Source organism: Pseudoalteromonas sp. SCSIO_11900 (genome assembly GCF_000576475.1).
In the GTDB taxonomy this organism is placed as follows: Bacteria; Pseudomonadota; Gammaproteobacteria; order Enterobacterales; family Alteromonadaceae; genus Pseudoalteromonas; species Pseudoalteromonas tetraodonis.
Genome location: NZ_KK070023.1, coordinates 1,347,059 through 1,368,104 on the forward strand (window position 1 = coordinate 1,347,059; position 21,046 = coordinate 1,368,104).

General features: G+C 35.7%; 21 protein-coding genes. All 21 read left to right on the top strand.

From position 1 onward, the window contains the following. The first annotated feature begins 182 nt into the window (after positions 1 to 182). The gene (locus tag BG00_RS06255; protein WP_013464003.1) at positions 183 to 1,001 is read left to right on the top strand and encodes a mechanosensitive ion channel family protein; all 819 of its coding nucleotides are present in this window, start codon (positions 183 to 185) and stop codon (positions 999 to 1,001) included. Between the two features lie 106 nt (positions 1,002 to 1,107). Continuing rightward, on the top strand, positions 1,108 to 1,890 hold the full coding sequence (locus BG00_RS06260) for a DUF481 domain-containing protein (RefSeq protein ID WP_036981261.1): 783 nt from the start codon (positions 1,108 to 1,110) through the stop codon (positions 1,888 to 1,890). A gap of 122 nt (positions 1,891 to 2,012) precedes the next feature. Then, on the top strand, positions 2,013 to 4,562 hold the full coding sequence (locus tag BG00_RS06265) for an SLBB domain-containing protein (protein ID WP_036981263.1): 2,550 nt from the start codon (positions 2,013 to 2,015) through the stop codon (positions 4,560 to 4,562). Between the two features lie 264 nt (positions 4,563 to 4,826). Continuing rightward, positions 4,827 to 5,009: a hypothetical protein gene (locus tag BG00_RS17625; RefSeq protein ID WP_150111308.1), complete on the top strand. Its 183-nt coding sequence runs from the start codon at positions 4,827 to 4,829 to the stop codon at positions 5,007 to 5,009. 707 nt (positions 5,010 to 5,716) lie between these two features. After that, positions 5,717 to 5,911, top strand: a complete 195-nt coding sequence (locus BG00_RS18475; RefSeq protein WP_340139788.1) for a four helix bundle protein — start codon at positions 5,717 to 5,719, stop codon at positions 5,909 to 5,911. Between the two features lie 61 nt (positions 5,912 to 5,972). Next, complete coding sequence (locus BG00_RS18480) at positions 5,973 to 6,179, top strand: four helix bundle protein (RefSeq protein WP_340139789.1); 207 nt, start codon at positions 5,973 to 5,975, stop codon at positions 6,177 to 6,179. Positions 6,180 to 6,279: 100 nt separating this feature from the next. Next, entirely contained in the window at positions 6,280 to 7,260 is a 981-nt protein-coding gene (locus BG00_RS06280) for a Wzz/FepE/Etk N-terminal domain-containing protein (RefSeq protein WP_036981267.1), read from the top strand. Positions 7,261 to 7,581: 321 nt separating this feature from the next. Continuing rightward, a complete protein-coding gene (locus tag BG00_RS06285; RefSeq protein ID WP_036981269.1) occupies positions 7,582 to 8,598 on the top strand; it encodes an exopolysaccharide biosynthesis polyprenyl glycosylphosphotransferase in 1,017 nt (338 codons plus the stop codon). A 24-nt stretch (positions 8,599 to 8,622) separates the two neighbouring features. Then, positions 8,623 to 9,717 carry a dTDP-glucose 4,6-dehydratase gene (gene rfbB / locus BG00_RS06290; protein ID WP_036981271.1) on the top strand — a complete coding sequence of 365 codons (1,095 nt, stop codon included), beginning with the start codon at positions 8,623 to 8,625 and terminating at the stop codon, positions 9,715 to 9,717. Positions 9,718 to 9,727: 10 nt separating this feature from the next. Further along, positions 9,728 to 10,591, top strand: coding sequence for a glucose-1-phosphate thymidylyltransferase RfbA (gene rfbA / locus BG00_RS06295; protein ID WP_036981272.1), 864 nt, complete (start codon positions 9,728 to 9,730; stop codon positions 10,589 to 10,591). 11 nt (positions 10,592 to 10,602) lie between these two features. After that, on the top strand, positions 10,603 to 11,160 hold the full coding sequence (rfbC, locus tag BG00_RS06300) for a dTDP-4-dehydrorhamnose 3,5-epimerase (RefSeq protein ID WP_036981273.1): 558 nt from the start codon (positions 10,603 to 10,605) through the stop codon (positions 11,158 to 11,160). Then, positions 11,160 to 11,990, top strand: coding sequence for an NAD-dependent epimerase/dehydratase family protein (locus BG00_RS06305; RefSeq protein WP_036981274.1), 831 nt, complete (start codon positions 11,160 to 11,162; stop codon positions 11,988 to 11,990). Before rfbC ends, BG00_RS06305 begins: the two co-directional genes overlap by 1 nt. Before the next feature lies 1 nt (position 11,991). Next, the gene (locus tag BG00_RS06310; RefSeq protein WP_036981275.1) at positions 11,992 to 13,602 is read left to right on the top strand and encodes an aldolase catalytic domain-containing protein; all 1,611 of its coding nucleotides are present in this window, start codon (positions 11,992 to 11,994) and stop codon (positions 13,600 to 13,602) included. Next, positions 13,589 to 14,254, top strand: a complete 666-nt coding sequence (locus BG00_RS06315; protein WP_036981276.1) for an HAD family hydrolase — start codon at positions 13,589 to 13,591, stop codon at positions 14,252 to 14,254. Before BG00_RS06310 ends, BG00_RS06315 begins: the two co-directional genes overlap by 14 nt. Then, complete coding sequence (kdsB, locus tag BG00_RS06320) at positions 14,245 to 14,985, top strand: 3-deoxy-manno-octulosonate cytidylyltransferase (RefSeq protein WP_036981278.1); 741 nt, start codon at positions 14,245 to 14,247, stop codon at positions 14,983 to 14,985. The genes BG00_RS06315 and kdsB overlap by 10 nt, the downstream gene beginning before the upstream one ends. Before the next feature lies 1 nt (position 14,986). After that, on the top strand, positions 14,987 to 16,234 hold the full coding sequence (locus BG00_RS06325; RefSeq protein ID WP_036981279.1) for a hypothetical protein: 1,248 nt from the start codon (positions 14,987 to 14,989) through the stop codon (positions 16,232 to 16,234). After that, positions 16,200 to 16,859, top strand: a complete 660-nt coding sequence (locus tag BG00_RS06330; protein ID WP_202807718.1) for an acyltransferase — start codon at positions 16,200 to 16,202, stop codon at positions 16,857 to 16,859. The genes BG00_RS06325 and BG00_RS06330 overlap by 35 nt, the downstream gene beginning before the upstream one ends. Before the next feature lie 5 nt (positions 16,860 to 16,864). Continuing rightward, entirely contained in the window at positions 16,865 to 18,106 is a 1,242-nt protein-coding gene (locus BG00_RS06335; protein ID WP_036981280.1) for a hypothetical protein, read from the top strand. Continuing rightward, positions 18,099 to 19,034, top strand: a complete 936-nt coding sequence (locus BG00_RS06340) for a WaaS/CpsH family glycosyltransferase (RefSeq protein ID WP_036981281.1) — start codon at positions 18,099 to 18,101, stop codon at positions 19,032 to 19,034. Before BG00_RS06335 ends, BG00_RS06340 begins: the two co-directional genes overlap by 8 nt. A gap of 286 nt (positions 19,035 to 19,320) precedes the next feature. Further along, a complete protein-coding gene (locus BG00_RS06345; protein WP_202807719.1) occupies positions 19,321 to 20,205 on the top strand; it encodes an O-antigen ligase family protein in 885 nt (294 codons plus the stop codon). Next, positions 20,195 to 21,010, top strand: a complete 816-nt coding sequence (locus BG00_RS06350; protein WP_150111309.1) for a glycosyltransferase — start codon at positions 20,195 to 20,197, stop codon at positions 21,008 to 21,010. Before BG00_RS06345 ends, BG00_RS06350 begins: the two co-directional genes overlap by 11 nt. The last annotated feature ends 36 nt before the right edge of the window (positions 21,011 to 21,046 follow it).

The following is a 21,046-nucleotide window of genomic DNA, read 5'->3' on the forward strand; positions in this document are numbered from 1 at the left end:
AACCTTGCGATATTAACCTTAAGGTTTTTAAATTCCTCGAACCTCGAACCTCGAACCTCGAACCTTGAACCTTGAACCTTGAACCTTGAACCTCGTAAAACGCTGTTGCAAACATGTATTAAAGATTTACAATACAATAAACAACACCGCTAAACTGTTTAATAACACTATCAGGAGTTAATATGGATTCAATACTCAATTGGCTGAATGAAAATTCAGGCTTAATCTTACACTACGGTATTCAAGCAGTCATAGCGCTTGTTATATTTTTACTGGGTGGACGAATTGCCAAATTTTGTGCAAAGTTAACCGAAAAAGCATTCGACAAGAAAAAAGTAGATAAAGCGGTTTCATCGTTTGTCTCTAGTATTGTATATGCCATTGTATTTGCAGCCACTATTTTAATGGCGCTGTCACAAATTGGCATCGAAACCACATCATTCATTGCTATTTTAGGTGCGGCAGGTTTAGCCGTTGGCTTAGCACTGCAAGGGTCGTTATCTAACTTTGCGTCAGGCGTATTAATTATTCTACTTCGCCCATTTAAATCAGGTGACTACGTTGAAGCTGGCGGTAAAGCCGGTACGATTAAAAAAATCGAAATATTTTCAACAGAAATGCGCACACCCGATAACAAAGTTATTGTAATGCCTAATTCAAAAATCATGTCAGATGCAATTATTAACTACTCGCGCGAATCAACACGCCGCGTTGACCTTGTGATTGGTGTTGGCTACGACGCCGACTTACGAAAAGCAAAAGAAGTACTTAAATCAGTACTAGATAACGAATCGCGTATTTTAAAAGATCCTGCATACAATGTATCAGTTTCTGAACTTGCCGATTCAAGCGTTAACTTTATCGTACGCCCTTGGGTTAACTCAGAAGATTACTGGCCAACATACTGGTCGTTAATGGAAAACATTAAAATAGCGTTAGATGACGCAGACATTACCATTCCATTCCCGCAAATGGATGTACATTTACACAAGCAAGACTAATTTTTTAAAATACTTATTTATTAAGGCAGCGCTCAAATTCGATTTATTAATATGCGCGTTGCCTTTTTAATAGGTATTAATACATTTTTTATAGGGTTATTTTTTAATGAAACTTAAGCTTTTATCAATTTTAGTAGCAGCCTCAGCTACAACCAATGCATTTGCATCAGAAGAAGAGCAAAAAACCTGGGAAGTTACCAGCGAAGTAGGCGCTATTATTACCAGCGGTAATACCGAAACAACCACGTTAAAAGGCGGTATTAAAGTTTTGCATAACTTAGAAAGTTGGAATAACGAGTATAAGTTAGACGGCATCTACAAAGAAGATGAAGTAGAAAACGACGACGGCATAAAAGAAAAACAGCGTACTAACGAAAAGTACTCTATCTCAGCACAAGGTAATTACAAGTTAAACGAAAAGCACGCTCATTTATTTATTTACGGATCGCATGTTTCTGATTACTTTGGTGCATACCGAAGTGAGTCGGTTATTTCAGCGGGTTATGGTTTACGTTTACTAAACGAATCAAACATGAAACTAAATGCTGAAATTGGTCCAGGTTATAAGTACTTTAAATACCCAGATGTAAGCGAAGAGGTTGATGAAAACGGCAACTCACTAGCGGGTGAATACGAAGGCGAAGTGATTGCGCTAGGTAAAGTAGACTTTAGCTGGAAAATTTCAGACAACGCGCGCTTTACTCAGTTAGTATCAGTGGAGTACGGTGATACTAATACCAAAACTCGCTCAGAAACTGCGCTACTTACTAAAATTAATGGCTCACTGCAAATGAAAGTGGCCTATAATATAACCAATAACTCAGATGTTGCTGATGACAAAGAAAGCACCGACACAGAGACCTCGCTAACACTGGTTTACAGTTTTTAACTAATAATACCAGGTTAATGACATTTAAATGACCAAAGGGGCAAAAGTCCCTTTTTTATTTGTCCAATAATAATGTACAATACTCAGCAATTCTTGTTGTAGACCTAGGGAAATACCTACTCGTGAACGTTTTTAAACACTTATTTAGTGCTTTAGTATTAATATGTAGCTTTAGTGCATTAGCATTCACTCCGAGTGCGTCGCAAATAGAGCAATTTAAAAAATTACCAAAGTCTCAGCAGCAGGCATTGGCAAAGCAGTACGGTGTTGATCTATCGGTAATAACTGGGTCAAGCCAATCAAGTAATCAACCTCAAGTTGAAGAACCAACAATCGGTCCTCGTTTAGTACAACAAGAGCAAGCAGCAAAAGCAGAACCAGCAAAACAAAACCCTAATACAGTTAAGCCATTTGGTTATGAACTTTTTGCCGGTGAACCAACTACCTTCATGCCTAGTGAAACGTCAGCAGTGCCTGATACGTATTTAGTTGGCCGAGGCGATCAGCTATTAATAAACTTTTATGGTAAAGAAAGCGCGAGCTTTGAAGTTATTGTTGATCGCGAAGGGCGCATTAGCATCCCTGATTTGAGCCCGGTACAAGTCGCTGGCTTAACTTTTTCTGAGGTAAAGCAGTTAATTAAGTTAAAAGTAGAGCAAGAAGTTATAGGTGTAAAAGCGTTTGTCTCGCTTGGTCAACTTCGCAGTATGCGTATTATGGTATTAGGTGAAGCATACAAACCAGGAAGTTACAGTGTGTCGTCGCTTACTACAGTGTCTCATGCTTTATTTGTAAGTGGTGGGGTGTCGGATATTGCATCATTACGTAATATTCAAGTTAAGCGGGCTGGTAAAGTAGTTACTAATTTCGATTTATACGACCTACTTATTCACGGTGATAGCAGTAACGATATTATTTTAAAACCCGGCGACGTGGTATTTGTACCTTCGGTGGGCGCACAAGTTAAAGTAGAAGGATTAGTTAAACGCCCTGCTATTTTTGAGCTTAAAAAAGGCGAAACAGCAAAAGAGCTACTGGCAATGGCTGGCGGCTTAAAGCCCGGTGCCTATACTAAAAATGCAGTAGTAGAGCGCTTTAATAACAACCGTAAAGAAGTACTAACCGTAGACTTTTCGGCAAATAAAATTAATTACATTCCGCAAGACGGCGACCGTATTCGTTTTAACACCATAAGTGCACAATATAAAAATTCAGTTAACTTGGTCGGTGCTGTAGTGCGCCCTGGTAGTTACCAATGGCACCAAGGTAAACGTATATCTGATGTACTTAAGTCGGTACGTGGCGACCTGCTCCCACAAGCCGATTTAAGCTATGGCTTAGTGGTGCGCGAAATAAACATAAATGGCGACATAGAAGTGCATCAGTTTGATGTAGCTTTAGCTATTGTTAAAAATAGTGAAAACGACTTAATCCTTAACGCTAACGACAAAATACTTATATTTAGTGAATTTGAAGAAAAACAAGATGAAAAGTTAACGTTAGCAGCAACGGGCTCAGGCACTAAAAAAGATACCACAATTGAGCAAGCTGCTAGCCAAGCAGGAGATAGTAACCAGCTAAGTGCTGCTAGCTATACACCTTATAGCCGTAATAATTTGTTAGCACCAATAATTAAAAAGTTAAAGCGACAAGCGTCTACTCAGCAAGCTATTCAGCTAGTTGAGGTGAATGGTAGTGTTACTTACCCAGGCGTTTACCCATTAACAGTAGATGCTGAAGCAGCAGATTTAATCACAGCAGCAGGTGGTTTATTGGAGTCGGCTTACACCAAACAAGCCGAAATTACCCGTATGGTAAATGGCGATGCTTCAAATGTTGAGCACATTAATATAGACCTTGCTCAAGTATTGAGTGGCAATGCACAAGGCCTTAAATTACAAAGTAAAGACAGCTTAAATATTTTTACCATTCCTAACTGGCAAGAAAACGTAAAAGTTACCCTTAAAGGTGAGTTGCTATTCCCGGGTACTTACACCATTCGTCGCGGCGAAACACTAACCGATTTATTAAACCGTGCCGGTGGCTTTACTAACTTTGCCGAGCAAAAAGCAGCGGTGTTTATTCGCCAATCGGTTAAGCAGCAAGAGCAACAACAACTAGCCCGTTTAGCTACTGAACTACGCCGCGATGTAGCATCAAAAAGCTTTCAAAATTCAGTAAGTAGTAGTGCGCTTTCGTACGACGAAATGAACAAACTACTTAACGACTTAGCCAGTGTAGAAGCTGTAGGGCGTTTAGTTATCGACCTGCCTTTAATTGTAAATAATCAGCAAAACTTAGTGCTACAAGATGGCGATACGCTTTATGTACCGAGTAAGCGCGACTCTATCAGCGTAGTGGGCGAAGTAAACTACTCAACTACTCATTTGTATAAAGCAGGCGTTAGCCTAGACGACTACCTAGAGCTAAGTGGTGGTTTAAAAGAGCGTGCTGATGACGACCGTATTTACATTATAAAAGCCAACGGCGCAGTAACTATACCTAACTCAGGTAATTGGTTTGCTCCTGGTAATGAGCAAATGTTAGAACCAGGCGATACCATAGTAGTGCCAATGGACGCAGGTCATATGGATAAACTAACGCTGTGGAGCACAGCAACGCAAATACTTTACCAACTAGGCGTAGCAGTAGCCGCGATAGGTAGCCTGTAATATAGGGTTATAAGCAACGGGTATCGGGCTGTGGGCTATTAGCTTAGGGCTCGAAACTCGTAGCCAGTGGCTCGCAGCTAAAATGTTTTTTTAAAGCGGGGCTTTACGCCTCGCTTATGTAGCAGCGACTTTATGTCGCGTCTATAGTGATTTTATTCACCACAGAGGGTAAAGAGCAGTTATTAGCTGTCATTTTTCAGCAAGCTTTTTCTCAGTGTAGCGCGCAGCGCCTCGGTGTACTCTGTGGTTCAAAAATGATTTTGTATGCGGGGCTTTACGCCTCGCAAACGTAGCAGCGACTTTATGTCGCGTCTGTTAGTGATTTTATTCACCACAGAGGGTAAAGAGAACACAGAGGAAGAGATCAAAGTTAAAGGCTTTTATCAATATAAGTTTTTTCTCGGTGTAGCGCGCAGCGCCTCGGTGTACTCTGTGGTTCAAAAATGATTTTGTATGCGGGGCTTTACGCCTCGCAAACGTAGCAGCGACTTTATGTCGCGTCTGTTAGTGATTTTATTCACCACAGGGGTAAAGAGAACATAGAGGAAAATATCAGTTGTCAGTTGTCAGCAGACTTTTTTCTCAGTGTAGCACGCAGCGCCTCGGTGTACTCTGTGGTTCAAAATGATTTTTAAAGCGGGACTTTAACCCGCAGGTTTTTACTTAAAGGTTATGAGCATTAGCCTAGAACCTAAAACCTGTTTTTTTATCAGACCGTAGGAACTGCAACCTAGGGGCGGAAGCGTGCCCGAAGGGCTAGACAAGCAAATAGTTTTGCTTTCAAGCTGGAGCGAGAGGAGCTCTGCGACGAACTGGAACGTGAAGCGTGCCCGAAGGGCTAGACAAGCAAGTAGTTTGAAACTAGTACCCGTAATAGAGTGGGCTATTTTAGGCCAGGAAAACTTTACGATAGCAAGGCAAAAGCTTTGTAGTTTAGTTGTTCTAAATAAAAAGTTTTTAACGCCGCTTGCGGATAGTTTAACTCGTTAAATTGCTTAAGTGATTATGTGTACTAGTTTACATCAAGCTGGAGCGAGAGGAGCTCTGCGACGAACTGGAACGTGAAGCGTGCCTGAAGAGATAGGTACTAGGCGTGAGGCACTAGGAAAGCCTAGAACCTAAACCCTAGAACCTAGAACTTAAAAGGAATTACTATGAAGTTCGAACAATTGGATGTTTGGAAAAGATCTTCAAGGTTGGCTTGCGATACATATAAAGCGCTCGCTAATTGCAAAGACTACGGATTTAAAGATCAAGTTACTCGTTCTGCTATTTCAATTCCTTCTAATATTGCAGACAAAATTGCAGGAGCAAATTTTGAACGCGCTTGCGCGGCCTCGAAGAGGTGAGATAAATGGACTTATCGAATAACGTTTAGAGCGTGACTCACAGGCCGATCAAGCTAGGTTCTTGTATTATGGTAAAGGCTCCGCTGGTGAGCTTGTAACGCAAATATATATAGGCATAGAAATAGGCTTAATAGAAAGAGAACTAGGTTTAAAATTGATTACTGAATCGAAAGAAGTTGCTAGCATGATAGCGGCACTAATTAAAATTAGGAAAAGCTCTATAAAAGAGACAGAGTCTAATTATAATCTTGATGAACCTAGAACCTAGAACCTAGAACCTAGAACCTAGAACCTAGAACCTAGAACCTAGAACCTAGAACCTAGAACCTAGAACCTAGAACCTAGAACCTAGAACCTATGAGAATAATATGAACAACCCAAGCACTCAACAATACAACGAGCCAATGCAAAATAATACACCAATGCAAAACCCCAACATCGCTGACGACGAAATCGATTTACGTGAGCTGTTTGCTGTAATTTGGCAAGGGAAATGGTTGATAATAGCAATTACAGCACTGTTCGCAGTTGCATCGGTTATTTATGCCATTAACCAACCTAACATTTATAAATCAGAAGCGTTGTTAGCGCCTGCAGAGCAAGAAGGTTCTGGTGGTTTGGCGGGCTTAGCAGGTCAGTTCGGTGGTTTAGCCAGCTTAGCGGGTGTTAACTTAGGTGGTGGTGCAAGTAATAAGGCACAATTAGCCATTGAGGTGTTAAAGTCACGCCAGTTTACCAGTGACTTCATTCAAAAGCACAGTATATTAGCCGACTTGATGGCAGCTAAATCGTGGGATATGCAAACGAATACAGTTATTTATGATAGCGAGATATTCGATGCTGAAAACAATAAATGGGTGCGTGAGGTTAAAGCGCCTTTTAAACCAAAGCCTTCAATGCAAGAAGCGTATAAAGAATTTAGTAAAATCCTAAGTGCTAGCAGCGATAAAGAAACGGGAATGGTTAAAGTAGCGGTAGAGCATATATCTCCTAGTGTTGCCCAGCAATGGGTTAGCTGGTTAATACAAGATATTAACCAAACCATGAAAGAGCGAGATGTGCAAGAGGCTATAAAAAGTACTGACTTTTTAACTCAACAGCTAGAGCAAACTAAAATTGCTGATATACGTGCGGTACTTTATAAGCTAGTTGAAGAGCAAACTAAAACAATTATGTTTGCTAAAGTACGCGACGAATATGTATTTAAAACGATTGATGCAGCGCTCGTGCCAGAAGAAAAATTCAAGCCAAAACGCGCATTAATCTGTGTACTGGGTGTTCTTTTTGGCGGAATGCTAAGTGTAATGATAGTATTGATCAGACACTATATAGCCAAGGATAAAGACTAAAGCTCAGAACTATGGGCTCGCGGCCCGAAGCCTATAAGCCTAGAACCTAATTCCTAGATATATAGGGGGCCTATTGGGCACTTTTAAATAAAAGTACAAAAACAAGCAATTACAATGAGATAGTTGAAATTGACTGTCTCAATTTAGAAAAAAGTGTCTCAGAGGGTTGTTGAATTACTGAGATGAAAAATTGAGAAAATTCAATTTAGAGCTGAGCTTTTAATTTAATTAAACTTAGAAAGTTGATTTATAAATGCGCTTTTTATTTGAAAGCTTTTCGAATTGTACATTAAATAATTTATATAAATGGAAGGTCAGACTATGAGTCCGGAAGTTAAAACAGTTACAGTTGAAGCTGAAAAATACTCTTCCACCAGTAACTTAGATGTAATGGAGCCTGTTTTTATTACTAATAGTTTTAAATCTAAATCTGAAGCGCTAAAACAAAATACTATTTATGTGTTTTGTCCTCCAGAAAGTGCTGAAAAAATTGGTAGTATTATTGATGACTATTCATTTGATATTGTAATTAATGATTACTCAATTCATGATTTCACTCAAAAAGTAGTATGCCATTATCAAAGCGCTCACTTAACTAAAGAGCAGCGACGCTTTTTAGTGAGTGCGACCGAGTGTGGTGCATGGGTTGAGCCATTAGTTAGTTACTTAGATGAGCGCTTAAAGTATACAGAGGTACGTTTGCTTCATAGTAGTTATTTTTTGCACCAAAAAGCATTTTCAATATTGTCAAACAAACGAACTCAAGTGGCAAAGCGTTTCTTGGATATCATAAGTGCGATATTATTATTAATACTTACTCTACCTTTTTCTGTAATAGCAGCTTTATTAATAAAGGTTGAAAGCCCAGGGCCCGTGTTATTTAAGCAAAAGCGTACAGGGCAATACAATAAAGAGTTTTATGTTTATAAGTTCCGTTCAATGCGTAACGATGCTGAAAAAAATGGTGCTCAATGGGCATCAAAAAATGACGCCCGTGTTACTAAAGTCGGTAAATATATTCGTAAAACACGGATAGATGAAATTCCACAACTTATTAATGTTATACAAGGGACTATGTCAATCGTAGGGCCGCGGCCTGAACGCGAAGTTTTTATAGAAGACCTTGAAAAAGAGATTCCATACTATCGGTTCCGCCATGCAGTCAAACCTGGAGTAACTGGGCTTGCTCAAGTTAGCTACCCATATGGTGCATCAGTTGAAGACGCAGTATGGAAACATAAATACGACATACATTATATTAAACACCATTCAGTTTTATTAGACTTTAAAATATTATTACTAACAGTTAAGACTGTAATATTTGGAATGGGTCGTTAAGATTTTAAGAGATAAGTAGGTGTTATGAAAATTTTAGTTACTGGCGGAGCGGGCTTTATTGGTTCAGCAGTAGTACGCCATATTATAGAAAATACTCAAGACTCAGTTATTAATCTTGATAAACTAACTTACGCTGGTAATTTAGAGTCATTAAAATCTGTAGATAAAAGCGAGCGCTATGCATTTGAACAAGTTGATATTTGTAACCGTACAGAATTAGATCGAGTTTTTAAAACGCATATGCCTGATGCTGTAATGCATTTAGCGGCAGAGAGTCATGTTGACCGCTCAATCACGGGCCCAGCAGAGTTTATTCAAACTAATATCGTTGGAACTTATAATTTACTAGAAGCTGCGCGAGAATACTGGAACACATTAGATACGAAAGCTAAGAAAGCTTTTCGATTCCACCATATCTCTACCGACGAAGTGTACGGTGACTTGCCTCATCCCGATGAGCTAGAAGGTAATACTTCGGGTAAAGAGTTACCCTTATTTACTGAACAAACATCGTATGCGCCAAGTAGCCCGTATTCCGCAAGTAAAGCCTCGAGCGACCACTTAGTTCGTGCTTGGTTACGCACGTATGGTTTTCCGACTATTGTTACGAATTGCTCAAATAATTACGGCCCTTACCACTTCCCTGAGAAGCTAATTCCATTAGTAATCTTAAATGCACTTGAAGGCAAAGAGCTACCTATTTATGGTAAAGGCGACCAAATTCGTGACTGGCTTTATGTTGAAGACCACGCACGTGCCCTATATAAAGTAGTAACAGAAGGCAAAGTAGGTGAAACTTATAACATTGGTGGTCATAATGAAAAACAGAACATTGAAGTAGTGAAAACTATTTGCAGTATTTTAGATGAGTTAGTACCTAAAGAAGCAAAATATGATGAGCAAATAACATTTGTAATTGACCGCCCAGGTCACGATCGCCGTTATGCTATAGATTCCTCAAAAGTGAGCCAAGAACTTAATTGGGAGCCAGTTGAGACATTTGAAACTGGCTTGCGAAAAACTATTCTATGGTATTTAGATAATCAAATTTGGTGTCAAAATGTTCAGGATGGTTCATATCAACGTGAGCGACTTGGTGAACTAAATACGCAAGTTTAAGGAGAATAATATGAAAGGAATTATCCTTGCAGGTGGTTCAGGTACGCGTTTACATCCAATAACAAAGGGTGTGTCTAAGCAGTTATTACCAATATACGACAAGCCTATGATTTACTACCCATTATCCGTATTAATGCTAGCGGGTATTAACGAGGTTTTAATTATTACTACGCCGGAAGAGCAGGATGGCTTTATTCGTTTACTTGGTGATGGTTCGCAATTTGGTATTTGTATTAACTATGCTGTGCAGCCAAGTCCTGATGGTTTAGCACAAGCTTTTATTATAGGTGAAGAATTTATTGGTTCAGACGATGTTTGCTTAGCTTTGGGCGATAACATATTTTTTGGTCAAGCTTTTGGTAAGCAATTAAGGCACGCAGCTGAAAATTTAGATGGTGCAAGTGTTTTTGGTTATCAAGTTATGGATCCCGAGCGTTTTGGGGTGGTTGAGTTTGACGAACATTTTAAAGCACTGTCAATAGAAGAAAAGCCAAAGCATCCAAAATCAAACTGGGCAGTGACTGGTCTCTATTTCTATGATAATTCAGTGATTGAAATAGCTAAAAATGTGAAACCTTCTTCACGTGGTGAGCTTGAAATTACATGTGTAAATAAGGCTTATTTAAAGCAAGGTAAGCTAAATGTTGAACAATTAGGTCGTGGATTTGCTTGGCTAGATACTGGAACTCATGATTCACTACTTGAAGCGTCGCAGTTTGTACAAACGGTAGAAAAACGTCAGGGCTTTAAAATTGCTTGCCTAGAAGAAATCGCGTTACATCAAGGTTGGTTAAGCAAGCAGCAAGTGAAAGAAATTGGTTTTAGCTTAAGTAAAACCGGTTACGGTCAATACTTACTAAATATCACTAAATAGTTTAAAAACATATGAATGTAATTAAAACCAAAATAAAAGACTTACTTATTATCGAACCAAAAGTATTTGGTGATGAAAGGGGTTTCTTTTATGAAACATTTCAATCTGAAAGATATAAAGCGGCTGGGATTAATGCTAATTTTGTACAAGATAACCGTTCTCGGTCAACTAAAGGAGTATTAAGAGGGCTTCACTTTCAAAAGCACAAACCACAGGGGAAACTGGTAACTGTGACTGAAGGACAAGTGTTCGATGTCGCAGTTGACTTGCGCCCCCATTCGGTAACATTTGGTGAGTATGAATCTACTTTATTGACAGGTGAAAATAAGCGACAATTTTATGTACCGCCTGGATTTGCACATGGTTTTTGTGTATTGAGTGATATAGCTGACTTCCAGTATAAATGTACCGATTATTACGATCCAAATGATGAAAGTGGTTTGCTTTGGAACGATCCAAGTTTAGCTATACAGTGGCCGCTTGATGAACCTTTACTATCTGATAAAGATAAAGCCCAGCCTACACTTATTGAAATAAAAAATAAGCTTCTTAATGGGTGGGATGAATAATGGCACTTTATACAGTATTTGGTGGAAGAGGTTTTATAGGCTCTGAAATTGTATCTCAATTAACTGCTTTAGGGCATACCACTTTTGTGCCCTCTAGAAATGATAACAGTATATTTAAGCGTGATTTAGGAGTTGTAATTTACTGTGCAGGTAACGGGGATTGTAAAAACACACCATTTTCAGTGCTAGAAGCAAATGTTTCTTTGCTTGCGAATATTTTACAGCATAGTACTTTTGCGCGCTTATTATATATATCATCTACTCGTGTGTATATGAATCAACAAGGTGCAAACGAGAATGACAACCTTACAGTATGTTCAAATGATAACCGTCGCTTATTTAATTTGACTAAACTTGTAGGAGAAGAAATCTGTCTTAAAAGTGGTCGAGAAGTTTGTATTTTAAGGCCTAGTAATGTGTACGGTGTTGCGCTCAGTAGCCCTTTGTTTTTACCTGCAATAACAAGGAATGCAATTGAAAATGGAAATGTCAATATGTATGTTCCACCAAGTTATGCAAAGGATTATATTTCAGTCGATGACGTAGCTAACTGTTGTATTATGCTGTCAACTGATGAAAGAGCAAAGAATGAAATAATTAATATAGCAACGGGATATAATATAACAGCTCAACAGCTTGCAGATACACTTCGAAAAAATATTCAATGCGAAGTTATTTGGCACGGCGATGACTCCTTAAATGAAAACTTTCCCCAAACGGATATATCTTCATTAAAAAGGTTATTTCCGAGCTTTAATCCTAAGAATGTAATCGAAGATATGAAACTGATGATTGCTGATTTTAAAGAAAAACTTAAAGAAAAGGGCTGATATGAAAATTCTTGATTGCACATTAAGAGATGGTGGATATTACAATGATTGGGATTTTGATACGGAACTGGTTAAAAGTTATTTGAATGCTGTAGCCGGAAGTGGTATCGAATATGTAGAACTAGGCTTACGTAATTTTCCAAAAGCAGGTTTTTTAGGACCTTTTGCATATAGTTCTGAAAGTTATCTAAAGACATTAAATCTACCATGTGGTGTAACATATGGTGTGATGGTTGATGCAAAAACTGTTTTATCAAGCCAGCTGAGTATTGAGGATGCTGTTGATGAACTATTTTGTAAAGAGTCTGAAAGTTGTGTAAGTTTAGTTAGAATTGCAGCACACTTTTATGAAGTTGAAGAATCGAAAAAAATTGCTGAGTGTTTAAAAGCGAAAGGTTATGAAGTTGGTTACAACCTCATGCAGGCTGGAGGTAAGCCTGATTTAGAGCTGGAAGAAAAGGCCAAAGAGATTAATTCGTGGGGGTGTATAGATGCGCTTTATTTTGCAGACTCTCTTGGTAATATGGACTCTGAGGAAGTTACTCGAATAGTTAGTGCGCTTCGAAAATATTGGCAAGGTGAAATGGGAATTCACACTCACGATAATATGGGACGAGGACTTGATAACAGCCTTACAGCATTAAATCTAGGTGTAACTTGGTTAGATGCCACTATTACTGGTATGGGACGAGGAGCAGGTAATACACAAACAGAAAGCTTAATGGCTGTTTTAGCTGACAAGTATACTCATTTAAATCCAACCGCTATTTATGAACTAGTTATACGATATTTTGAATCAATGCAAAAAGATTATGGGTGGGGCACTAATTTATTATATTTCTTGGGCGCTCAAAAAAATGTTCACCCAACATATATCCAAAACCTATTATCTAATAGTCATTTAGGTAAAGATGAGGTTGTTGGAGCTCTGCAATACTTGTTAGAGCAGAATGGAACTAATAAGTATGATGGAGCTGTATTAGAAGCAGCTTTAAATTTAAATAACAGTGGAGAAGCTGTTACTGGCGACAATATAAGTGATATTTTCAAAAATAAGGAAGTGCTAATAGTAACTAACGCGGAATCAGTTAAAAAACACAAAAAAGCAATAGAGTTATACATAGAAAAGAAAAAGCCGATTGTTATCTCCCTAAATGTAAATAAAATCTTGAACGATGAAGTGATTGACTATATAGCCATTACACATAACTTCAAGTTTTTAGTAGAAAAATCAGATTACCCTAATTTAACAAAGCCAATCGTTTATCCAGAACATCGTTTTTCGACAGAAGATATTAAAATAATACCCAACAATAATAATATACGTTATGGCTTAGATGTAGCTAAAGGTACTTTCAGTGTTAAAGAAAACTCATGTGTAATCCCTAATGAATTAACAATAGCGTATGCTTTGTCATTTGCGTTAGCTGGTGGTACGAGTAATATTACTCTTGCAGGTGTCGATGGATATGAGTCAAATGACTCTAGACAACTTGAAATGATAGAGTTTTTTGAACTACTAAAAGAGCAAGCTACTGAAGCGTTGAATGTTTTCTCTATTACACCAACAACATATCCAGTCAACAAAGGAAGCGTGTATGCGTATATTTGATCAGTATGATCTTATTATTTTTGACTGCGATGGTGTGTTATTAGATTCTAATAACATGAAAGTGTCAGCTATGAATGCGGCACTTACACTTTCAAATTGTTATACTAATCAGCAGGTTGAATCTTTAACTAAGCAGTTTAAAAACAACTTTGGCAGAAGCCGATTTTATCATGTTGATAGTTTTGTAGATCCATTGCTGCTAGATATAGAAAAAAAATCTGACTTAAAAACCTTCTTATTAAATAGTTATGCAGAACAAGTTAACTCTTTATACTTAACTGTGCCAGAAGCTGTTGGTATAAAACCTTTATTGAGATTGTTATCTTCAAAAGCTTTATACGTTGCTTCTGGTTCAGAGCAAGAGCAGCTAAAGGTTACTTTAGAAAGAAGAGGGTTTTCTGAGTTCTTTAAAGGAATCTTAGGTAGTCCAGAGACTAAAGTTGATAATATTAATAACATACTTAATGGTGTTAAATATAATAAGGCAGTAATGGTTGGTGATGCCGTTGCAGATTATGAAGCAGCATTAGAAAATGGCATCGATTTCGTTTTTTACTCCCCTCTTTCTAACGTAAAAGACCAGATGATTAAGTTGAGTGAAAAAAATCATTTTAAAGTAATTGATAACTATGAGGGACAGATATGTCTTTAAGATACGCGGTTTTAATTCCTGCACGATACCAATCTAGCCGATTCCCAGGAAAACCACTCGCTGAAATTAATGGTAAGACAATGATTCAGCATGTTTGGGAAAAGTGCGTTTCTGCAGTAGGAGAAGATCTTGTATACATTGCTACCGACGATCAAAGAATTGTTAATGAAGTAAAGTCCTTTGGAGGGAAAGCTTTAATGACATCTTCAGAATGCCTGACAGGTACGGATAGATTGGCAGAGGCTAATATTACCTTAAATTTTGATTTTATTATCAACGTTCAAGGTGATGAGCCAATGATTGATCCTAATGATATAATTAAAATAAGAGATATATTTTTAGAAGATCCTACTCGAGTTGTTAATGCTTATACTCAAATAAGTGAGCATGAAGATCCTTATTCAAATACATTACCGAAAGTTGTGGTTAGTAAAAGTAGTGACCTGTTGTATATGAGCCGAGCAGCAATACCGATAAGCAAAAGTGGTGAGTTACAAATATGCTTTAAACAGGTGTGTATTTATGCGTTTTCAAAAAGTCACCTGAATTTTTTTGCTACAAACCCTGAAAAAACCCCATTAGAGTCAATTGAAGATATAGAAATTTTAAGGTTTTTAGAAAATGATATAAAAATAAAGATGGTTGAAGTAGGTAATTTCGGAATAGCAGTAGATACTGTAGAAGATTTAGAAAAAGTTAAATTACTTTTAAACTCAACTGAGAAAAATTAGTATGCCAAAAAGTGATTATGTCAATTACTTAAACTTAAAAAAAGACTTTAAGGTATCTTATCAAGGTTATCCATTAGAAAAAATTTTAGCTATTGAGCTTTTTCAGAGTGTAAATTTAAAAAAAATTTCTTTATTAAAATGTTTAGGAAAAATATTTCTTGTTAGAAATATCAAGAGAATACACTTTGAAGCCGAACATATTTACTGTATAGGTAATTACAAACGTAAAGACTATTATGAATTATTATCTTTTTTGATAAATAAAACAGATTCAGCAAAGGTAATAGATTTATCCTTAATAAAGTTTAGATTAAGTTTTAGTCTAAAAAGCACCCTATTTGCACTAGTTCATATATATAAAAATGTCAAAAGTTTAAGCTTCAAAAGGCGAGTTTACCTTCTTTCTGTAACTATTCACACGCTAAACCTTATCAGACAATTAGATAGCTTACCGCCAATAAAAACAAAATTGTTAACCTCTTTTTGTAGTAACTTAGCAGGTGAAGCAGAGATAGATTTTTTTATTCAAAAGAATGGCGGGAAAACTTTATCGGTACAGCATGGACTCTGGTATATATTTGATGAAGGTAATGTTGATAGTTTGGTTTATGAGAATATCAATGCACAAAAATTGCTTTGTTGGGGACAATATACAAAAGATGAATTTATAAAATTCGGAGTTCCTAATGATAAGCTTCTGGTTACTGGATACCCTCGGGCGATAAAAACATTAAAACCAATAAAAAATAATACAAATCAAGTGCTTGTCATGCTTTCTAGAAAACAGTTTCATCAGGGAAATCTTGAGTTACTTTTGTTATTGCAGTCAGTGGCTGAAAAATTAGGATTAAGATACCACCTTAAATTGCATCCATCTTTAGAACCATCTGATTATGAATATTTTTTAAGCTCTGAGAATTTTACACTTTCAAATAATGAAACTATACAGAATTTATTAACCAAGGAAACTTTTTTGTTTAGTATTTCATTTAACTCAACAGCCTATTATGACAGTTATACATTTAATAGTATTTGTTTAAAGTATATTACTGGGGGAATTGATGATGCTATCGATATACATGATGATTCTTTTTCGACAGCCGAAGATTTTATAACTAGGTATAAGTGGTTAAAAGATCAATTAAATAACCCTAAATTTTGGGCTAATACCGAAGAAAAATTAACTTACGTGTTGGGTTTTAAAATTGATGAGTATGAAAATGTTTTTAATGAACAAAAGCGTAACTAAATTCTTTAGACTGCCTCTCTCACGCAAGCTTCAAGCTATAGCTAACTTATATTATAGAAAAAAGACTTCGTGGGTATATAGGTTTTTACTTTCTTCTCTTGGTCAAGAGTCGCTGGTTAGAAAGCCTCTGTTTTTATCTTTGGAAGCAATTAGTCTTGGCTCAAGAGTTGTTATATGGGATGGAGCTAGAATTGAAGCAATTCATGAGTATAGGAGTCAAAAGTTCTCACCTGAAATTTTTATAGGTGAGGGCGTTACTATTGAGCAAAGAGTTCATATAACGGCCGCTTCTAAACTTATAATTGGAAAAGATACAATGATATCAATTGATGTAATGATACAAGATACAGAACACGGTTATTCTGATATTGATAGAGCAATATCTGCACAATCTTTAACAGTAAAACAAACAATTATTGGTAGTAATTGTTTAATTGGGGCAGGGGTTAAAGTCCTTGCTGGAACAAAGCTAGGAAATAATTGTATTGTAGGAGCTAATTCAGTGCTCAAAGGTGAGTACCCCAACCATTGTATTATTGTAGGCGCTCCTGCAAAAATAGTAAAAAAATATGATGTAGATATATCAGCTTGGAGAAAAGTGGATGCAGATGGAGAATTTTTATAAGTATTATGAGTTATTCTCCAGGGCATAAAGTTGTCACTATTTTTAATTTAATGCTCAGGTTGAGCACTTTATCAATTAAATTTTTCTTTATACTATGGCTAGCAAGTGTTGCTGGTGTTGATTTAATTGGAGAGTACGGGGTTGTTTTAGCTTGTATTTCTATTAGTACATTTATATCAGGATTTGAAGTTCATAATATATCAGCGAATTTTTTTCATCCTGAAAATAATAAAGGGGTTATGATATCTCATCTCATAATTACGATATCAATTAGCTTGTTAATAAGCTTAGTAACTTTCAATATGTTTTTTTTAGATTTTTCGCCTCCACTTGCAATTGTTAGTATTTTAGTTTTAGAAGTTTTTGCGGCAGAGTATCAAAAAGTAATTATTTATCTAGGTAAACATGTTTTTTCTAATGTAATTAACTTCTTAAGGCTTTCATTGATGCCAAGTCTTATTGTATTTTTTTATTATACTAACGATGTAGAGTTAAGTATGCGATTTATTTTTGAAGTTTGGCTATACTCTCAGCTTTTTATTTTTATTTGTATTCTAAATCATTTTAACTATGCTCTGAAACATGAAAGTGCAACAGCAGCTAATATAGCTCGTCAAATTAAAGTATATTCCAAAGAAATAAAAACCATAATCTTCTTTTTTATTTCGGCTCTTTCATTTCGCTTTATTTTGGGAGGGGATCGAGTTATTTTCGATATGTTAACAGTTAATAAAGCATCACTTGGTATTTATGTTTTATACATTAGTATTGCAGCATCAACTTTATCAATATTTGAGGTTTTAATACTCAACACTAGAATATCTAAGTTGGTCTCAGTTGGTTATACGTTTCAAGATTACACCAAAGCTTTAGGATATACTGTTCTGTTATTTATAGTTATTTCAATAAGTGGTTTATTTATTTTACCTATCCTTATTTCATTTATCGGCGATGAAAAAGTCTATTTTTCAAGTGAAATTTTTATTATTTTAAATTTATCCTTTATGTTTTTAGCTGCTTCTTTACTTTTTCACTATGATTTAGTTGGGAAAAAATTAGCCAAAGAAAATTTATTTATAGGCTTATTTGTTATGTTTATATTTTTCTCCATGATTTATTTTCTGCACTCCTTAGGTATCAAAGCAATTAATAATGTACCGCTTGCATTTTGTATCGCTATGTTCAGTTCTTTGACATTGAAAAGTTTGATATTGTACCTTTCTAATATGAGATTAATTAATGAGTAGTAAAAAAGTATTAATTATTGGCCCTGATTTTTTTGGCTATAATGACTCGATAGCTCAAGCCTTTTTATCTTTAGAGTACCAAGCAGAAGTACTCAATATTACAGATAAGAAAACGCTAAAATCATTTTTTATAAAAAGTAATGAAGTAAATAATTATCTTAAAACTTGCAAGCAGAACTTTGAATTAATACTCATAATCAAAGGTACCTTTTTAAATAGAGAACTTTTAAACCTATTAAAATTAAAAACAAGTAAGCTATTTCTTTGGTTAATGGATGACTTTAAGAGGTTTGAGTGTGAACTGCTCCCTATTTTATCTGTTTTCGACCATGTATTCACATTTCAAAGTAAAGACTTACCCGCAATCTCTCGTCATAATGATGCTTGCAGTTACTTACCTCTTTGTGCTACCCCGGTAGGAAATAAAGCTTTAAAAACAGTTGATATTAGTTTTGTTGGTAGTCTATATGGAGGTAGGGCTTTTAATTTGAATTTGTTTTTTTCAAAAATAAAAAAAGGTAACCATATAGTTTATGGGGGCTTTGATTTATTTCGAATTTTCAAGATGTTAGATTGCTACTTTAAGTACAAGTTTTTGAGAAAGTATCTTAAGTATGGGGTGCTTAAGTATGAAAAATATATTAAATTATTGCTCAACTCTAAAGTTGTGATAAATATACACTCAGATCTTCAAACGGGATTGAATATGAGGGCTTTCGAGTGTTATCACAGCTCTACCCCACAGGTTATTATAGGCAAAAATTTAGATAAAATAGACTTCGGGCCTACATCTATTTATGTTGAGTCTATTGATGAAGCTATAAAGGCTGCAGATTATTTACTTGATAATCAACATTTATTTATAAATAAACTAAAGGAAGAACATACTTTTAATTGTAGAGTAAGCTCTATGATAGAAATATTATGATCAAATACATATGAAAAAAAAGTATATTCTCTTATTTATTTTAATAACATGTTGCGGGCTAAATTTCTTTACTCCTAGGCTATTAGGTATCCCCCCAGCATATATTGGTGTATACCTGTTCTCTTTTGTCCTATTTATATTAAGTAATAGAAAAACACTTATTGATAAAAAAGTACTTTCGTTTTTTATTTTCTTTATTATTTACCTAGCCTATTCATTAGCTATATCAAAGGACTTAGCTTCAACTTTCATTTACTTTTGTATGTGGATGTTTAATTGCTTTGTAATGTGGGTTTTTTCTAAAGAGTTAAAAGCTGAGGAAATTTCAGACTCACTAATTATATTTACTCTATTTTCAGTTTTTCTCGGAGGAGTTACTTTTTTTAGTGGTTTAACGTATAGTGGAAATCCTTATTTACTTTGGAATAAAAATTCATACTTATTTCTTGTCTTTATAGGCTTTTCTTTAGCTGTGTTCCGTGGCTATTACTTCACGGCTGTCTTAATTATTTTATTATCTTTATTGATCTTTAGTAGAACTCTCCTTGTTATGTACATCAGCTTAGCAATTATACTCGTTCTAGACCCTAAAAAGTTATTAAAATACTTGTTTATCTTCCTATGCTCTATTATTTTACTAGGCTTGCTTTTATATTTACTTAGACACCTAACGTTTGTTGATTTTCTGATACAGCGTGTAGAAGAGGCTACTGAATTAGCTGTTGCATTATATGAATATTATTACAATGGTGCTGGCATTGGGGTAGGTAAAAAGGTAGGAGATCATCAAAGGTTCATGTTATTCGTTTCTAACTTGGATTTACTAATTGGTAACTTTCCATATGGCACTGGGATGGGCTTGAAAAATTACTTAATGCATATTGATCCTAAATTTTATCAATACTTTGTTAATGGCCATGTCGCAAGAGCCCATAATTTTTATATTAGTTACCTTGCTGAAATGGGAGTTCTTTTTTTATTTTTTATAGTCTTGTTATTTAAAATTTATTCTAATATTCATGCAAAAATTCTAAAAGCTGCGATGTTATCTATCTTCTTGGGTTTAGCATTTAATGAGTATATTACGTCACCGTATTTATGGCTCTTCTTTGGTATTGCGATAAATAAAAATTTTAGATTTAATAAAAAAGGAAATACTGTTGGCACATAATATCAAGTTCTCTGTTTTACTCTCTCTTTATAAGGGAGAAAAGGCTCAATTTTTTGATGAAGCAATGCAAAGTATTTACGAGCAAACTTTAAGTCCTACTGAGATAGTACTTGTACAAGATGGCCCTTTAAACAAAGATTTGTATGACGTAATTGAAAGCTGGAAAGGTAGATTAAATATAGTAGATGTTGTTATAGCCAATAACGTTGGTTTAGGCGAAGCGCTTAATCAAGGTTTACAACATTGTAGCTATGAATTAGTAGCAAGAATGGATACAGATGATATCGCGCTTCCCACGCGCTTTGAAAAACAAATAGCTGCTTTTGACTTACAAAATATAGATGTTTGTGGTTCGTGGATTAGTGAGTTTGATCATGACCCAAGTACAATATTATCTATAAGACAAGTGCCAGAATATCATGCAGATATAACAAAGTTCGCGAAGTCAAAAAATCCTATGAATCACCCATCGGTTATGTTTAAAAAAACAACAGTAGTAAAATGTGGTGGTTATCAAAATGTACTGTACTTTGAAGATTATTTTTTATGGTTAAGCTTAATTAAAAGTGGTGCTATACTGTATAATATACCTTCTCCATTAGTGCATATGCGAGCAGGCTTAAATCAGCTTTCTAGACGAAGTGGCTATTTATATTTTAAACGAGAGTTTAACTTTTTTAAAAAAAGCTATAAAAGCAAACTTCTCCCTTTAGGTGATGTGCTTAAAAATATGGCACTGAGAATGCCATTAAGATTATTACCCAAAGCTATAATTGCAAAAATTTATTCATTACTAAGAAATTAGTGGTGTACAAAATTATCAATTAACCTTTTTAGCACA

Bases quoted from the DNA above. Each gene is read 5' to 3' on its own strand.
- BG00_RS06345 (WP_202807719.1), top strand. From the start codon at position 19,321: ATGTGGGTTTTTTCTAAAGAGTTAAAAGCTGAGGAAATTTCAGACTCA.
- kdsB (WP_036981278.1), top strand. From the start codon at position 14,245: ATGTCTTTAAGATACGCGGTTTTAATTCCTGCACGATACCAATCTAGC.
- BG00_RS06305 (WP_036981274.1), top strand. From the start codon at position 11,160: ATGGCACTTTATACAGTATTTGGTGGAAGAGGTTTTATAGGCTCTGAA.
- BG00_RS06280 (WP_036981267.1), top strand. From the start codon at position 6,280: ATGAACAACCCAAGCACTCAACAATACAACGAGCCAATGCAAAATAAT.
- rfbB (WP_036981271.1), top strand. From the start codon at position 8,623: ATGAAAATTTTAGTTACTGGCGGAGCGGGCTTTATTGGTTCAGCAGTA.
- BG00_RS06260 (WP_036981261.1), top strand. From the start codon at position 1,108: ATGAAACTTAAGCTTTTATCAATTTTAGTAGCAGCCTCAGCTACAACC.
- BG00_RS06335 (WP_036981280.1), top strand. From the start codon at position 16,865: ATGAGTTATTCTCCAGGGCATAAAGTTGTCACTATTTTTAATTTAATG.
- BG00_RS06315 (WP_036981276.1), top strand. From the start codon at position 13,589: ATGCGTATATTTGATCAGTATGATCTTATTATTTTTGACTGCGATGGT.
- rfbC (WP_036981273.1), top strand. From the start codon at position 10,603: ATGAATGTAATTAAAACCAAAATAAAAGACTTACTTATTATCGAACCA.
- BG00_RS17625 (WP_150111308.1), top strand. From the start codon at position 4,827: ATGCGGGGCTTTACGCCTCGCAAACGTAGCAGCGACTTTATGTCGCGT.
- BG00_RS06255 (WP_013464003.1), top strand. From the start codon at position 183: ATGGATTCAATACTCAATTGGCTGAATGAAAATTCAGGCTTAATCTTA.
- BG00_RS18475 (WP_340139788.1), top strand. From the start codon at position 5,717: ATGAAGTTCGAACAATTGGATGTTTGGAAAAGATCTTCAAGGTTGGCT.
- BG00_RS06340 (WP_036981281.1), top strand. From the start codon at position 18,099: ATGAGTAGTAAAAAAGTATTAATTATTGGCCCTGATTTTTTTGGCTAT.
- BG00_RS06325 (WP_036981279.1), top strand. From the start codon at position 14,987: ATGCCAAAAAGTGATTATGTCAATTACTTAAACTTAAAAAAAGACTTT.
- BG00_RS06285 (WP_036981269.1), top strand. From the start codon at position 7,582: ATGAGTCCGGAAGTTAAAACAGTTACAGTTGAAGCTGAAAAATACTCT.
- BG00_RS06330 (WP_202807718.1), top strand. From the start codon at position 16,200: ATGAAAATGTTTTTAATGAACAAAAGCGTAACTAAATTCTTTAGACTG.
- BG00_RS06310 (WP_036981275.1), top strand. From the start codon at position 11,992: ATGAAAATTCTTGATTGCACATTAAGAGATGGTGGATATTACAATGAT.
- rfbA (WP_036981272.1), top strand. From the start codon at position 9,728: ATGAAAGGAATTATCCTTGCAGGTGGTTCAGGTACGCGTTTACATCCA.